This window comes from Hyphomicrobiaceae bacterium (assembly GCA_041397645.1).
Taxonomy (GTDB): domain Bacteria; phylum Pseudomonadota; class Alphaproteobacteria; order Rhizobiales; family Hyphomicrobiaceae; genus Hyphomicrobium_B.
Window position 1 is genome coordinate 2,736,646 of sequence record JAWKWE010000004.1, and the last position, 14,176, is coordinate 2,750,821.

General features: G+C 56.6%; 12 protein-coding genes, 1 tRNA gene and 1 pseudogene. 10 read left to right on the forward strand and 4 right to left on the reverse strand.

Annotated features, from left to right (window positions below; all coding sequences use genetic code 11):
• Positions 1-11 precede the first annotated feature (11 nt).
• Positions 12-1,145, forward strand: a complete 1,134-nt coding sequence (tgt, locus tag R3D51_12760; GenBank protein MEZ5900349.1) for a tRNA guanosine(34) transglycosylase Tgt — start codon at positions 12-14, stop codon at positions 1,143-1,145.
• Here tgt and R3D51_12765 read toward each other — a convergent pair.
• Positions 1,129-2,067: a DMT family transporter gene (locus tag R3D51_12765; GenBank protein MEZ5900350.1), complete on the reverse strand. Its 939-nt coding sequence runs from the start codon at positions 2,065-2,067 to the stop codon at positions 1,129-1,131. The genes tgt and R3D51_12765 overlap by 17 nt on opposite strands.
• Before the next feature lie 357 nt (positions 2,068-2,424).
• Between R3D51_12765 and R3D51_12770 the strand changes: the two genes are divergently transcribed.
• Positions 2,425-2,499, forward strand: a tRNA-Lys gene (locus R3D51_12770).
• 295 nt (positions 2,500-2,794) lie between these two features.
• The gene (locus tag R3D51_12775; protein MEZ5900351.1) at positions 2,795-3,106 is read left to right on the forward strand and encodes a hypothetical protein; all 312 of its coding nucleotides are present in this window, start codon (positions 2,795-2,797) and stop codon (positions 3,104-3,106) included.
• 237 nt (positions 3,107-3,343) lie between these two features.
• Here the strand turns inward: R3D51_12775 and R3D51_12780 are convergent, their stop codons facing one another.
• Positions 3,344-6,331 (reverse strand): caspase family protein, encoded by a 2,988-nt coding sequence (locus R3D51_12780; GenBank protein MEZ5900352.1) that lies wholly within the window; start codon positions 6,329-6,331, stop codon positions 3,344-3,346.
• 425 nt (positions 6,332-6,756) lie between these two features.
• On the opposite strand from R3D51_12780, the gene R3D51_12785 reads away from it, so the two are divergent.
• Entirely contained in the window at positions 6,757-6,966 is a 210-nt protein-coding gene (locus R3D51_12785) for a hypothetical protein (protein MEZ5900353.1), read from the forward strand.
• Between the two features lie 9 nt (positions 6,967-6,975).
• Entirely contained in the window at positions 6,976-7,506 is a 531-nt protein-coding gene (locus R3D51_12790) for a hypothetical protein (protein ID MEZ5900354.1), read from the forward strand.
• Here the strand turns inward: R3D51_12790 and R3D51_12795 are convergent.
• Entirely contained in the window at positions 7,499-7,672 is a 174-nt protein-coding gene (locus R3D51_12795; protein ID MEZ5900355.1) for a hypothetical protein, read from the reverse strand. The genes R3D51_12790 and R3D51_12795 overlap by 8 nt on opposite strands.
• On the opposite strand from R3D51_12795, the gene R3D51_12800 reads away from it, so the two are divergent.
• The 3 genes from R3D51_12800 (at position 7,655) to R3D51_12810 (ending at position 11,716) form a co-directional block, all read left to right on the forward strand.
• Positions 7,655-9,040: a CHASE2 domain-containing protein gene (locus tag R3D51_12800; protein MEZ5900356.1), complete on the forward strand. Its 1,386-nt coding sequence runs from the start codon at positions 7,655-7,657 to the stop codon at positions 9,038-9,040. The two genes, R3D51_12795 and R3D51_12800, sit on opposite strands and share 18 nt — an antisense overlap.
• A gap of 10 nt (positions 9,041-9,050) precedes the next feature.
• Complete coding sequence (locus R3D51_12805; GenBank protein ID MEZ5900357.1) at positions 9,051-9,953, forward strand: hypothetical protein; 903 nt, start codon at positions 9,051-9,053, stop codon at positions 9,951-9,953.
• Between the two features lie 248 nt (positions 9,954-10,201).
• Entirely contained in the window at positions 10,202-11,716 is a 1,515-nt protein-coding gene (locus tag R3D51_12810; protein MEZ5900358.1) for an alpha/beta fold hydrolase, read from the forward strand.
• 497 nt (positions 11,717-12,213) lie between these two features.
• On the opposite strand, the pseudogene R3D51_12815 reads toward R3D51_12810, so the two are convergent.
• Positions 12,214-12,429: pseudogene (locus R3D51_12815) on the reverse strand (type I secretion C-terminal target domain-containing protein).
• A gap of 187 nt (positions 12,430-12,616) precedes the next feature.
• Here R3D51_12815 and R3D51_12820 point away from each other — a divergent pair.
• Both R3D51_12820 and R3D51_12825 read left to right on the forward strand, forming a co-directional pair.
• On the forward strand, positions 12,617-12,943 hold the full coding sequence (locus R3D51_12820; GenBank protein MEZ5900359.1) for a hypothetical protein: 327 nt from the start codon (positions 12,617-12,619) through the stop codon (positions 12,941-12,943).
• A 77-nt stretch (positions 12,944-13,020) separates the two neighbouring features.
• The gene (locus R3D51_12825; protein ID MEZ5900360.1) at positions 13,021-14,097 is read left to right on the forward strand and encodes a transporter; all 1,077 of its coding nucleotides are present in this window, start codon (positions 13,021-13,023) and stop codon (positions 14,095-14,097) included.
• Positions 14,098-14,176 lie beyond the last annotated feature (79 nt).

The following is a 14,176-nucleotide window of genomic DNA, read 5'->3' on the forward strand; positions in this document are numbered from 1 at the left end:
ACATCGCGGCCATGCAACAGAACCTTCCACGTTTCGCCTACCGGTCGCTGGCTCAGGACGGGCTTGCCCGCCTCGGTGAAGTCGAAACGCCGCGCGGGATCATTCGCACGCCGGCGTTCATGCCCGTTGGTACCGTGGCCACCGTCAAGGCGCTTTATCCCGAACAGGTGCGCCAGGCGGGTGCCGACATTCTGCTCGGCAACACCTACCATTTGATGCTGCGCCCGGGAGCGGAGCGCGTTGCGCGGCTTGGCGGGCTGCACAAGTTCATGCGCTGGGACGGGCCGATCCTCACGGATTCCGGTGGCTTCCAGGTCATGAGCCTTTCGAAGATCCGCAAAATCACAGAAGACGGCGTTACGTTCCAGTCTCACATCGACGGTTCGCGTCACATGCTCTCGCCGGAGCGATCAATCGAGATCCAGTCGCTGCTAGGTGCTGACATCCAGATGCAGTTCGATGAATGCATCGAGCTTCCGGCCGAGACCAAAGAGGTTGCGCGCGCGATGGAACTGTCGCTGCGCTGGGCTGAGCGTTCCAAGCGCGCGTTCGAAAGATATGGATCTTCTGGGCAGGCGCTATTCGGCATCGTGCAAGGCGGCATAGATCCGCAGCTGCGCCGACGCTCTGCGGAAGAACTCGTCGGCCTCGATCTGCCGGGATACGCGGTGGGTGGGCTCGCTGTTGGTGAAGGCCACGAAGCGATGATTGCCACGCTGGAGGCGACACTCCCATTCTTGCCGCATGACAAACCGCGCTATCTGATGGGCGTGGGCACCCCGCTAGATCTCATCGAAAGCGTGGCGCGTGGTATCGACATGTTCGATTGCGTCATGCCGACCCGCAACGGCCGCCACGGCTATGCATTCACATGGGGTGGCGTGCTGAATTTGAAAAATGCCAAACACGCGGAAGATCTAACGCCCATCGATGCGCTCAGCGGCTGTCCCGCCGCGCGCGACTACTCGCGCGCTTATGTGCATCATCTCATTCGCTCGGGAGAATATCTTGGCGCGATGATCCTTTCGTGGATCAACACGACATTCTACCAGGAACTGATGGCGGCGATGCGCCAGGCGATTGCACAGGGGCGATTTGCGACCTGGGCGCAAGAAACCAAGCCCCGCATCACGGCGCGGGGGTAAGCGCCGCCTTCTGCCGCTCCTCGCGTGCTGTGACGCGCTCTCGGTGCACCAGATAAATACCTGCCGCGATGACCACACTCGAACCGAGCAACGACCAGCGGTCGGGCACGTCGCCGAACACGAAATATCCGAGCGCCACCATCGACAGGATCTGGAAATAGAGGAACGGCGATACGCTTGAAGCGGGTGCCAGCCGATAGGCGAGGATGAGCAAATAGTGTCCCGCGCCGCCGAGCGCGCCAAGGCTCAGAAGACGTGCCCACTGCCAAATGTCCGCCGGCCAGACCCAAACAGAAAAAGCGATTGGCGCGCCAAAGATCGTTCCTACGAGCAGCGCATAAAACAGGGTGACGAGCGGCGGATCGAATGCTGAGAGCTTGCGCGTCAATAGCATGAACATCGCATAAACCAGCATCGACATGAGCGCGACACCGAACGCCCAATGGACCTGTGTAAAGCCCGGGCGCACGACAATCAGAATACCGACAAAGCCTACGCAGATCGCAACCATACGGCGCCAGCCGACCCATTCACCGAGAAACGGTCCGGCAAGGGCGGACACGACGAGCGGCGCCAGGAACGCGATCGACACGGTTTGGTCGAGGCGGAGATATTTCACCGCGATGAAATTGAAGGTGGTGGTGGCTGCCATGAGAAGCGATCGCATGATCTGCAACCCAAGCTTCTGGGTTTTGAGCAGATCGGGAACGGCGTTGGGTCCTAGAATCGCGACCATCAGGAACATCTGACCGAGAAAGCGAAGCCAGACGACTTCTGCAGTCGGCAGCCCGACCTTGGTGACGAGGTATTTGGCCGAGGCATCCAGACAAGAAAAGAGTGTAACGGCCGTACACATCAGACCGATCGCCTTAACGCGGTCGCTGGCGCCTGTGAGGCGCCGTAGGGCGAACGGTCTTGTCATGTCGGAAGCGGCCTCGCGAGAAATGCGCACGCATACATTCATGCCGTGCGCCGCAAATCGGCGTGGCGAGGCGTGTCATACAGCATTTGCCTTGAGTTTGTGCACTCAGAGCAGCCATGTGTTGGCCGCATGAGCGGACCCGGCTCCGGTCGTGCTTCGACCGGGTCGGTCAAGGGGGGAGGGCAGGGCTTGTCGGCGCGCGGCCTTTCCAGTCTTTGCTCCCGCTCAGCATGGCCGGCCAAGCGCGCCGTGGGCCTTTGAAAAGCCCTGAAAATTCGCCCGTGACCATTGGACCGGAGCGGTTTGGTCCTTCAAGCTTGCAACAGAGGCAAAAGCCGGGTAATCGCACCCCCTTGGGGGCCCGTAGCTCAGCGGTAGAGCATCTGACTTTTAATCAGAGGGTCGTTGGTTCGATCCCAACCGGGCTCACCAGTGTTTTCAGATAATTAGCGCGCCCTGTCGCGCGCGACGGGTAACCGGGGAAGCGCCTGGGGAAGCAGTCGTTCGCGTTTTGACCTGCTCGACTTCTTCGGACCGTTCTTAGCTTGAGAGATCAGCCCTCCCCGAGCCTCCGCTCGCTCACACCGCAAGCTGTCACAAAGCATTCGACGACGGACATATAAGCGCAAAACGGCTCAAATAAATTTGTTCTGCTGAGATTTCGACGGCTTGAATGCGTGCGCTGCATCATCCTGGTTGATGCTGTACTAGCATCATGAATTAGCAATTGAAGCCGAATTGGCGCGGTGCAGCGGTGCACTTCATTCGCAATCGCAAAGAAAACGACAAGTGGACAACAATCTTGAGTGCAGTAGTCCTGACGCCTAGCATCGATATGGTTGCGAACATCAAGCGAGCAGCGGTGCTGCTTGAACGGGCTTTCGATAATCCGCGGTCACTCGAAGTCGCATTAGGCTTTGACCGCGGCAACTGGGTAAAAGCTTTCAGCTTGTTCTTTTTGGGAAGTTGCGAGCGACCCTGCTTTCACGGAGGGTATTATGACGTTTCCCACAGCCAAATTGATGGGAAAGATAGCTGATGTTCACACTAGAGTGTCTCCAACAGACAGTCATCGCGGAAGCTGCAGCGGGGCGTCGTTCAAAGCGCCAGAATTCCAATCGCGGGGTTCTGTTAAACTGAATGCGATAATTCTCGCAGTCCTAGACCGGGACAGCGAGTTGCGCCATGACCATCTGCGTAAGCGTTGGCAGGCCGTTATCAGAAAAGCACGCTAAGCAGTATGAGCCTTGATTGAATAGGCGGCTTTTGCCCGAATTTATGGATGCACAAGCAAATAATCCTCAGCGTCACGCCCCCGGAAAAACTGTGGGTCTTGGTTCGCTCCTCGCTTCTTGGCCAATTCGCTAACTCGGCGTGCCAGATAGCTCGCCATATCCTTGGTTGATATGATCTCGGACTTCTCTCCGTCGAGCGCTTCCAAGAAGGCAAATGTAAACAATCCGTGCCCGATTGATTCGTCCTCGAGCGAAAGCTGGTCGAATCGAGTTGCCGTGTAGGCAATTATGTTGGCGCGGTAAGCCGCGTTTCCAAGGCGAGGATTGTAGGAGTTGCCTGAATGGCACGTATCGACGACTAGAATTCGGCGTCCCTTCGCAAGTTCAAGAGCTTCTTGAAGCGCGAACCAAGTCACGACAGTAGAGCTTCGCAAGGTCCTTCCACTCCATGCGCTATCACTCGCAAGAAATCGATAGCTACCCCTGTCGTTGAGACCGTGGCCAGCAACGAAGAGCACAAGTGTATCATTCTCTTTTGCCCTCTTAAATAGATCGACAGCATCTAGAATGTTAGCCGCCGTGGGAGTGTCATCCGGATTTCCATCGTTCGTCAGAACACGCCTAACCGTTGTTTTGTGGCTTCGGCCGAGCCGCCGCTCCACCATGTCTGCGAGTGCACGCGCATCGTCGCCGGCAAAGCGCAAATTGCAACTTGACCTACCCTTCGGGCCGCACCGGTTCCCAAGCCCCGGATATTCGTCAACGCCGATGGCAACGATGTAGAGTGCGCCACGCTCATCGAGACGGCCTTTTCCATTGTGATTAAGCGCAATCGTTTCTGATCGCTCTCCAACATCATTAACAAGCGACACCCGGACGTCGTTGTGTCCTTCGTAGAGAGGGACCTCAAGATCTAGGTCACCTTGCGAGAACCCGCCGGTGCCTGTGGGCGAAGAGATGCGGGCAACTTGCACACCATTGACTGTTACATTGACCAACTTGATTGGATCGGAATTCTCTTCGATTGATATTCTAACCTGAGCGACTTCGGGTGTATTCGTTCCCTGAGCCGGATCTGCGATGCGAAATGATGGAATGCTCCGACTGAGGAGTTCACCGAGATTGGTGCGCGTGCCCTCGGCCTCCTCGACTGCCTTCTCCGCAGACGCAAGGATCAAGGCTCGTTCTACAATGTCGGGGCGGTGAAGATGCTGCCCAAGCTGATCTGCGTCGACGTAATCTGCGGTACGCTCAACGCCGCGGTTGATCTGCCAGCCAACAATGTGATCTGCACCAGGAGAGCCCGTGTAGTAGCCGTCGGGTGTCCAAGCTATCCAAGTCCCGTCAGCACCTGGGAACAGGGTGACAATGAGTTTCCTTGTCGCGACATTCCAGAGCCGCACGGTCTGATCGAGACTCGCTGAGGCAAGGAGATTTCCATCTTCCGTCGTTGCGACGGAGAGGATCTGATCCGTGTGGCCGATAAGCGAGCCAATCGACCGGCCGTCGAGGTCAAAGACCGTCAAAGTTCCAGCTGCCCCCCCGCTAACAATCTCTTTGCCATGGGCCACAAACGTGAATGCTGAGTGCATAAATCCATTGGTCGCATCGCGTTGAATGATCGCCCTTATTTTTCCCTTTTCCCGGATCTCTAGCGTATCGTCCCGACGCTTCGAAGCCGGTCCGCTACCGGTGGTAAGCACGGTGTCCAAATACGATGTGCGGGCACGCAAAAAAGTGCTGTCTTCTCCAGCCTTCACCGTCTCCGGTTCACCGAGTGGATGATTTTGCGCAGGCAGTTTGAGCTTACTGGCCAGCGGGGCTGGTTTGTTTGGGCAGCTCAGCAATTGGGGGCATGGATCGGTTATGCCCCACGCCACTTCTTGCGCGTCTTTGGCGAAGGCCACTTGCCAAACGGCCTTGCCAATTCCTGCAAGTGCAATGTCACGCCGTCCTGTATCGAGCGTCCAGATGTGCACCTCATGCCCCTCTCCGCCAGCGGAAGCTGCACGTATTCCATCAGGGGCGAGCGTCAGGGCAGTGACCACATTGTCGTGACCGACGTAAACCGGCTTCGATGTTCCAGTCCTAACATCAAACGCCCGAACCGACGTATCGAGACAATCGCAAGAGGCCAGGAGAGCGCTCCCGTCATTGCGAAATACCAACGTGCGCACCGTTCCCTCGAGCGACGCTAGTCTCGCTTGGACCGCCTCTTGGCCAGTCTCTATTTTGCGGAGCTCGCCGTTGGCCAAGCCTGCCACAATTAGCTCCGATTGAGGAGAGATAGCGAGCGTGGTCACGCGAGCATTCAAGTGATACTCCCGCTTGGGTGTGCCGTCGGAAATATTCCAGAGGCGTACGACTCCGTCAGCGTCTGCTGTCACCGCCGTCGCACCCACTTCAGCAAATCCTATGGAGGTTACAGAGACCTTCTTCTGAGACGCGAATGTCTTCAACGCCGTTCGATTTTCGACATCCCAGAGGATTGCAGACCCGTCTGCACTTCCCGAAAGGAGAAGGCGCCCATCGGGAGAGAAAGCGAGCGAAGTCAGGGCATCGGTGTGCCCCTTGAAAAGGGCAACCTGTTTACGATGCGCAAGATCGTACAGCCGCACGTCGCCGCAGCATGGCTCAAATGCGCCGTCAGCACTGAACCAGCCTCCTGCCGCCAGCCAGCGGTCATCAGGCGAGATCGCCAAGGCTGTAATGCTGCCCTCTTTGCCGGGCCCTATCTGGCCTCTCAGCACAAATTCAGTTTTCGAGGTAGCTAGGTCCCAAATGCGGATGAGCTTGTCGTCTCCCGCAGACACGAGTCGATTTGCGGAACGGAAGAAGGCTACGGACCTGACGATGCCAAGATGCCCGCCTGTCTCAAGCATCAGCTGTGGTAGGCTATCAGCGGCTGCGCAAGGCGGCATTAGGAAAAGTAAAGCTGCCAACTTAATGATCCGAACCAGTCGCATGGTCCCAGCCTCTAGAACGAACCATTCGGAAGCGTAGTCCAGCCACGCATCTCCACCAAGCATAAAGATCGCCTAAACTTGTCAGAGGAGGTTGGAAACTGTCATAAGCGGGAGTATAAAGGATACTGATGATTACATCGTAGTATTTGCGTTTGCTTGCGCATGAGGCGTAGCATGCCACGAATTTCTCCTGTTATTTTAATTGTTTTTCTCGCAGCTCAACAAAACGGGGCGCTAGCAGCAGCGTGCCGCGATATTCTCCCTCTCGACGATCACCAGCTGACCCAAGAAGAAATGCGCGCCTGCCTAGAGCCGAGGGCGAAAGCAATGGTTGCCCTGCATCTGCTTGGTGAACGCCAATTCACCTGGAAGGATTTTGGCGAGCTCGGTCAGATGTGCAAGGCCGGTAGCCGCCAGGAGCTCAGCAGCGACCCCATAGAATGGGCGTCTCAGGTCGTCCGCTGTCCATCGCCAAAGGAGCGCTGCGGATGCCCCCTCCCCCGGATAACAGCTTGGGCGCGCGGTTTATGCCGGAGCAGGCGGAGGCAGAAGGTCTGCGCAGCGTGAATTTGAAGCTCATAAAGCAGGAAGCCGGGATCATCAGCCGAGAGATTATCGCGCAGTGCGAGGATATTCGAAACCGCCTGAAAGGAATGGATGGCGTTAAGGTCAAACGCAAGTGCGGTTCGCTCCGGTGAGTGGAGATAATGGATGATATGCGCAATGGATTATTGGCCATATTGCTCGTGGCGATAAGCTTTTTGCCTAGTTCCCCCGCCTTTGCGGCGTCATGTCAGGACAGTCTCCCGATTGATGAGCGCGAATTGACCCAGGACGAAGTACGCGAATGCTTGAAACCGCGTGCGGAAGTCATAGTCGCGTTCAAGCTGCTGGGCGAAAAAGAGCTGAGCTGGAAGGATTTCGGAGAAATTCACCGCAAGTGCGGGGCTGGTGGAGACGAGGCATTGAGCGATGACCCCGTCGTATGGGCGGGACAAGTTTCTACCTGTCCATCGCCCAAGACGGATTGCGGTTGCAGTGTGAGCGACTTTGCAGGTAGCCGTTTTATGCCGGATCCTCCTGAAGCCGCATCTGTTCGTGACAAAAATTTGGCGTTGATAAAGCGCGAGGGGGCGCTGCTTACGAGGCAGGCCTTTGACGATTGCGAGGCAATTCGTTCCCGACTTGAAGCTGTGCAAGGCGTGAAGATCAAGCGTAAATGCAAGAACCTCAGGTAAGAATGGGTGAAGTCCCTTCCTTCATCAGAATGAAGGTGATCGCGACATGCAGAAGCATTCGTGGAACATCAAATAGCTCCACGATGGCGCATCGTTTGATCTCTATGGTTTCCGTCGAGGCCGTGGAGCGCAATTTGAAGAGGACGAGATGAGCGAGCCAGGGCATTTCTCGCTTGAACGGGTCGTCGCTGCTGTTGCGAACCGGCGCGTGAGCTTCATCTCAGCCACACTTGTGCTCATCGCAGCTCTCATTTTCGGACGTGAAGCAATGAGTGAAATTCCCGAAATTGTCGAAGCAGGCTACGGTTACGATGCACAATTGCGTGCAACGCATCTCAGCCGCAGTCTTGCCACTCATAGTTTGCCTGTGACGTTCGTCGATGTGGACGACGAAGCGCTGAATGCGTGGGGTGACGCCACGCACACGACGCCACGTGCCAAGATAGCGGCGCTCATAGAACGAATTTTATCCAAGAACCCAGCTGCAATTTTCGTCGACTTCGATCTTTCAGGAGCCATGTCCTCGCCAGGTGACACAGATCTGGCCAAAGCGCTGGATGCCTATCCCCGCAATGGGCCCCCGCTGCTGCTGACGCGCGCTCTGCGGTCAATATCCTGCCCAGATGGTGTGTGCAGAGCTAATTCATGCGTCCCCGCGACACAAAGCAATCTTCAGTCCTCGCCCTTTGAAGGAGCCGTGGCCGGGAATGCTAATATGCGATGGGTTTCAAGTCTTTTCGCCGCCGACGGTGATGGCGTTGTCAGAAGTTGGCGCCTTTGGGAACCCGCCTGCGAGAAGGGAAAGATAACGGTGATCCCCTCGCCGCAGCTCGCCGCGCTCGCCCTTGCAGAACCGGAATCAGCGGGCGCTGGAAAGCTAGAGACTTATCTGGACTATGCAGCACAAGAAGCGCAGGGCATCCCGGCAATTCGACCTGATTGGCCCAAAAATCCTAAGGCCCGCAATGCGTTGATCCCCTTTTTGATCAAAGGCGGATCTCAAGAGCACGTGTCGGGCTGGACGGACGATCGCGGGTTTAGGTATCAGCGCATACGGGCCTTCAACCTGCTGCATGGGGAAATTGCTGAAACGGCGATAAAGGATCGGGTGGTGGTTCTCGGAGCAAGCTATGGTCCTGACACATTCAAAACACCGTTCGGAACCATGCCGGGATCAGCGCTTATTGCCAATGCCATTGCCGTCGCTCCGGCAATTCTCAACACGCAACCCGTCAGCACCTTTCTCCTTTTCTTGATCTCCTTTTTGCTCGCCACCGCCTATGCCACTGTCGCCAAGACACTTCGCGCTATCCCTGCGGGGTTTGTCATTCTTGCCCTAAGCTACGTGTGGTTATCGCTTGCAACTTATTGGCTCAATCCGGCCGATGCTGTGCATACCGTAAGCTACGCGTTGCTCATGCTCGGCGCCTTTCTTGCTATCGAATCCGCAATCGAGATTCTGTTGGAGCTTCCTAGCAACGGACTTTCAGCCGTCTTGAAGACTAGGAGCAGCGGCGCTTCTTCGAAACATTAGGTCACAAAACATGAGACGCTTGGCGCCGACGAAATTTGTCATACTGGGAATACTACTTTCCATTCTGCCCGGAGCTGTCGTCCACGCTGAAGAAGTGCCGGCTGGCGTCGCCATAGACATAGAACCCAAAGATGCAGGCGCGGCGGAGATCCAGTTTAAGCGCGACGGCAAACTCTATCCCTTGCGTGAGCACGAGCTCCTTTATGCCAACGACGAATTGGTATTCCCTCCTGGAAGCGAGAGCTCGGTCAAGGTTCTCGTCGATGCAAATCGCCAAGTAACACTAAACGCACAACATACAAAGCTGCCGCCTGCGAATTGGAGTGGTTTACAGGGCCTGCTGCCCAGATTTGCATCAGCTTACCGCTGGCTATATTCGCGTGGCACCAGCGATAACGAAGGACCGCGTAACGCGGTGTCGCGTGAACTTTCTGCGGAACTCCCCCCGTCCGTGCTTCCCGGACTGAGAGGCAACCTCGTGATTTCGAATGACGCCGACCCGCCGCTCTGGATTGGTTGGACGGAAGGCGAGGCGCCGTTCACGGTAACGGTTTCTGCGCAAGGGAAACTCATAAGTCAGGCAGAGATCTGCGGCGACGACCCCCCTCCTGAGGACTGCCTCCGCGAGGCCCTTATAACTAATCTACCGGCAGGAACCGATGCTCTGGAGGTGAAAGTTACGGCGGCAGACCGTCAACAATGCACGAAGACCTTAAGCCGTCAATTCATTGCAAAGGCCCCCCAAGACGAGCCACTCGGCGACTTGGGGGCCTTTTTAGCCGCTGTTCAACTGCTCGACCAGGATGACGGGGCGTACGCTCTCGAGAGTGCACGTATTCTGGCCAGCATACGTGAGCGTTATCCAGCGGCTCAAAAGCTCCTTGATCGCATGCGAGATGGCGAAGTGCCGTAAGGCAGCGATCAGGATTAAGTCGGAGGGCGGAGTGCCCCTTACTTGGGCGAAGCGTTTAAGTGAGAGAGCCAATCGCGAAGGAACCTAGGTCGTGGTCCGATCTGATGCGCCACTCGACGGCCAGTGCTGTCAATGTTCATGCAGCAAATTCTGTGCCGACAAGTTAAAATAGCGTGACAATTGTGATGCTCAATCGGCCAATTCGGACGTACATTATGTTAGGCTAACATTGTTATTGGGCGTGCGTCATGCGAAAGCTCTTGGGGTTTTTTGTTGCATTTTGCGTTGTCGTGGTCCCACTCCCCCGTGCATTCGCGCTTGCCACCGCAAAAATTGGGATCGACATAAGGACACTGGAACCGTCAGACCGGATCGAAAAGAAAATTCCCTTTGGCGTTTTTATTGAACGTGTTGCCGCCGACAGCCCGGCGGCAAGGGTCGGGCTCGAGCCTGGCGATGTCATTCTCGCCGTTGATACCCAGCCGGTAACTAGCGCTACAGAATTTGTTAGAGCGCTTAAGGCCTTCGGAGAGCAGGACGCGATTTCACTGACTGTTATCGCCAAGAACGGGAAAGAAGCTGTCGTGGCGTTGCGCCTGGACGGCGAGAGTTTAAGCTCGCGTGATACCAGTAGTCGGAGCGTGGCGGATCAGGATGACCAGCCGCGTAAGTACAGCTACAAACGCGCCTACAAGAGCAGCAAGTCTCAGTCCCCGTCGTCGGTTTCTCCACCGTCAAAATCGCCCTCTCAAGACCTTTGCGGGAACGGCGAATGCACGCCCGTGAAGGTTTATTATGCCACCGACCGCCGCGGGAAAAACGACCCGTCACTCGGGCGAACCTATTCTGCAGAGCGGATTAGCAACCAGTCAATCGAAACCGGCATTTGCTGGGTGACGATTCCTAAGGCGCACGAGGTAGGTGAGATCGAAGTGCCAAGTCTAGTCTGGCTAGAGTTCCACCAGGACCCGTCCAAACATATCATCGTGGCGCGGACGAACGAGCTTGACTCGGGCAGCTTCTACAATAACGCGCGTGAAGATCTTGCCAAAGCTCCGACGAATAGCGCGCTGATCTACGTCCATGGCTACTGGAATACGTTTGAAGCAGCGGCGCAGCGAACGGCGCAATTGGCGTTCGATCTGAAGTTCAAGGGATTGCCCGTGTTCTTCAGTTGGCCGTCGCAGGGCAGATTTTTCGGCTACACCATGGACGAAACCAACGTTGAATGGGCAGCGACAGACCTTCGGAGATTTTTAAGCGACTTCGTCAGAACGACGGACGTAGAGCACGTCTATCTTGTGGCACACAGCATGGGCAACCGGGCTCTGCTGAAGGCGATTGCGCCGCTGATGACCGGCGATTCAGCCGTCCGCTCTAAGATAACGGAAGTCATTCTGGCGGCGCCCGATATCGACGCGGAGGTATTTAAGCGTGAAATCGCACCGATGATATTCACGGGAAGTCCCGCATCTACGCTTTACGCGTCGTCGCGCGATTGGGCATTACGCGCTTCGCGCTATTTTCATGGTTACCCGCGGGCGGGCGAAACGGACGAAGGCCTGACAATCGTATCCAACGTCGCGACTATTGATGCCTCAAATGTCGATACTGATTGGCTCGGTCATGCATATTTTTCGCAGTCGAAGTCGATTATTTCGGACATTGATCAGATTTTTGAGGGGGTCAACAATCCTGACAATCGCGAGAACATCGATGCCGGCGACTTCAACGGCGCCAAATATTGGGTCTTAGCAAAATAGGCGTCAGCAATTGCGTTGGTCCTCCTTCTTCCGTTAACGGGAGTGATTTTCTTCTGCTGCCGTCGGATAAGGAACTCACGCTCGATGACTCCGGCCTCTTAACCTTCCACCATCCTACGAAGAGCGGTGGAAGCATTGAATGTGTCTTCTCCTGGGTCCGCGGCTGAGTGCCAACTCTCGGTATTGTGGTGCGTTAAAAATCTCACCGTCGAGCAGCTTTCGCCGGGGCGACTGGGGTCTGAAGCCGTCCGCAAATTCGATCTCCTGTCGTTTCGCTAGACCGCACATAGGAGGACTAGCTGCTTGTGCAGCCCTAGGTTCGGCAATCGCACGCTCCGCACCCTCGCGATCCGGCGTTGACTCTAACGGATACGGCCGAAAAACATCCGGCCGCCCCGCGGCTAGGCTGCGAGCCAGATCGACCGCTGGTGCTGCGCCCGCCGCCGCCACGCGCGCAGGCTCCACTCATTTCAAACTCATCAAGCGAATGTGGACCACTAAAGGATGATTGATCCCGCGTCGAAGAGCGACTTTACCGTGACGCCATGTACGTCCTGCAGCATGACGAGATCATAAAACTTTGAGCCGATCTCGACGGAGACCATCGTCCCCGATGCCGTATCCTGCATCTTCATGATGTTAGCGTTGTGCGTGGAGGTAAAGGCGCTCAGATCGAGCTTGTCGGACCCGGCGGTGAAGTCGCTGATGGTGTCGTAGCCGAAGTACTTCCGGCCAGAGACGACGTCCTTGACAGCCCATGTCGCCTAAGCCACATGCACAAAAAATCGTTACGATGATTGCGTCGCAACTTGACACGGCAAGCGCCTCGCTAAACCTCGGTACATGAGCCTGCATCGTTTTCGATTCCGATTAGTCTCGGTGCTCGTGATTGTCGCCTTGATGGCGAGCCCAATCGCGCGCACGTTTTGCCGTGCGGTGGTTGGATCGGCGACCGCTGAGGTGCAGCTAGTGGCGCCATGCCACCATGAGGGCATGGCAGGCAAGCTCGACAGTCGGCCTGGGTCGGATAAATCCCACGATCGAAACGACCATTGTCCCGTTTGCATGGCGCTTGCTGCGGTGGCAATGGCCGACAGCGCGATCCACGTCTGGAACCGTCAATGGGCTGATTCCGTTGGCGGCGGAATTCCAAAGGTACCCGGATCGGAACCGCTGAAGTTGAACCTCGGCGGCATCGGCAGTCGAGCGCCACCCTTGAAAGCTTGAGCATCAAAACCAGAGTGCGCGGGTTTCGACGTTGCCGATCCTGCGCTTATTAGAATGATCGCAATCGAGGATACGCTATGTCGATTTCCATGCGCGGCTTTTGCGCGGTTGGCGCCGCCGCTTGCTTAATCCAGTCAACAACCGGTGCCTTTGCCCACCATGCCGGGGGGCTCGGCAATACAGGCTCTGGCGGCCCGATCGTCACGATCTCCGCCGCCACACTTGATGAGGGGCACAGCGTTGCTGGGATCTCCGTCATCTATTCCGATTTCAGCCACCTGAGCGACGATACACTCATAAACGCGACCGCTTCCGGCAATGAAGGCGTGCACGGACTCTCGACGATCCAGAGTTACGCGCTGACCTACGCCTACGGCTGGACGAAAGATCTGACGGTTGGCTTCCGCTTACCCTATATTCGTCGCACAGGCATTCGCGCGGCGGAAGAGAATGACGAAAGTCCACCCGAGATCGAGGTGGAGGATCATGGACCCTCAGACGGCATCGGTGACCTTTCGTTGTTCGCCGAGTATCGCTTTCTGAATGATCGCGAGACGAACACCCAAGCCGCGCTGATTGTGAGTTTGCAGACTCCCACCGGTAAGACCAATGTGCTGACGCGGCAGGGTGACCTGCAGGATGCCGAGTTCCAGCCCGGCTCTGGCGCCTGGGATCCTCTGTTCGGCCTTGCTGTCACGCATACCCTGGGGCCCTGGTCATTCGATGCCAATGCGCTTTACAATCTGGTGACGACAGGCACGCAGGACACCGATCTCGGCGACCAGTTTCTGTACAATTTCGCCGTCTCCTATCGCCTCACGGGGGTTTCCAGCACCGGAGCCATGTTTCACGGAGCCCATGCCCATGAACCCGGCGACGATGGACACGGCCATCACCACGATGCTGCCTCCGGCCCGGCGCTCGATCTCGTACTTGAACTCAATGGCGAGTGGCACGCCAAGCAGGATACTGCAGGTGTCGTCGACGAAAATTCGGGAGGCCACACGATCTTCATCGCGCCGGGGCTGCGCCTGTCGCAAGGCAACGTGTCCGGGTATGCATCCATTGGCATTCCCGTGCTTGCGGACGAGAACGGTATCCAACCGGAACCCGAGTGGCGCCTAATTACGGGAGTGTCCATCGCGTTTGAATGAATTGCCGACGATGATGCACTTAGCGAGATGTCGAACGACCTGCGCGGTCAATCTTCACGTAGTTGCAGTATGGCCCCAA

Bases quoted from the DNA above. Each gene is read 5' to 3' on its own strand.
- tgt (MEZ5900349.1), top strand. From the start codon at position 12: ATGCAACAGAACCTTCCACGTTTCGCCTACCGGTCGCTGGCTCAGGAC.
- R3D51_12765 (MEZ5900350.1), bottom strand. From the start codon at position 2,067: ATGACAAGACCGTTCGCCCTACGGCGCCTCACAGGCGCCAGCGACCGC.
- R3D51_12780 (MEZ5900352.1), bottom strand. From the start codon at position 6,331: ATGCTTGGTGGAGATGCGTGGCTGGACTACGCTTCCGAATGGTTCGTT.
- R3D51_12785 (MEZ5900353.1), top strand. From the start codon at position 6,757: ATGCCCCCTCCCCCGGATAACAGCTTGGGCGCGCGGTTTATGCCGGAG.
- R3D51_12790 (MEZ5900354.1), top strand. From the start codon at position 6,976: ATGGATGATATGCGCAATGGATTATTGGCCATATTGCTCGTGGCGATA.
- R3D51_12800 (MEZ5900356.1), top strand. From the start codon at position 7,655: ATGAGCGAGCCAGGGCATTTCTCGCTTGAACGGGTCGTCGCTGCTGTT.
- R3D51_12795 (MEZ5900355.1), bottom strand. From the start codon at position 7,672: ATGCCCTGGCTCGCTCATCTCGTCCTCTTCAAATTGCGCTCCACGGCC.
- R3D51_12805 (MEZ5900357.1), top strand. From the start codon at position 9,051: ATGAGACGCTTGGCGCCGACGAAATTTGTCATACTGGGAATACTACTT.
- R3D51_12810 (MEZ5900358.1), top strand. From the start codon at position 10,202: ATGCGAAAGCTCTTGGGGTTTTTTGTTGCATTTTGCGTTGTCGTGGTC.
- R3D51_12820 (MEZ5900359.1), top strand. From the start codon at position 12,617: ATGGCGAGCCCAATCGCGCGCACGTTTTGCCGTGCGGTGGTTGGATCG.
- R3D51_12825 (MEZ5900360.1), top strand. From the start codon at position 13,021: ATGTCGATTTCCATGCGCGGCTTTTGCGCGGTTGGCGCCGCCGCTTGC.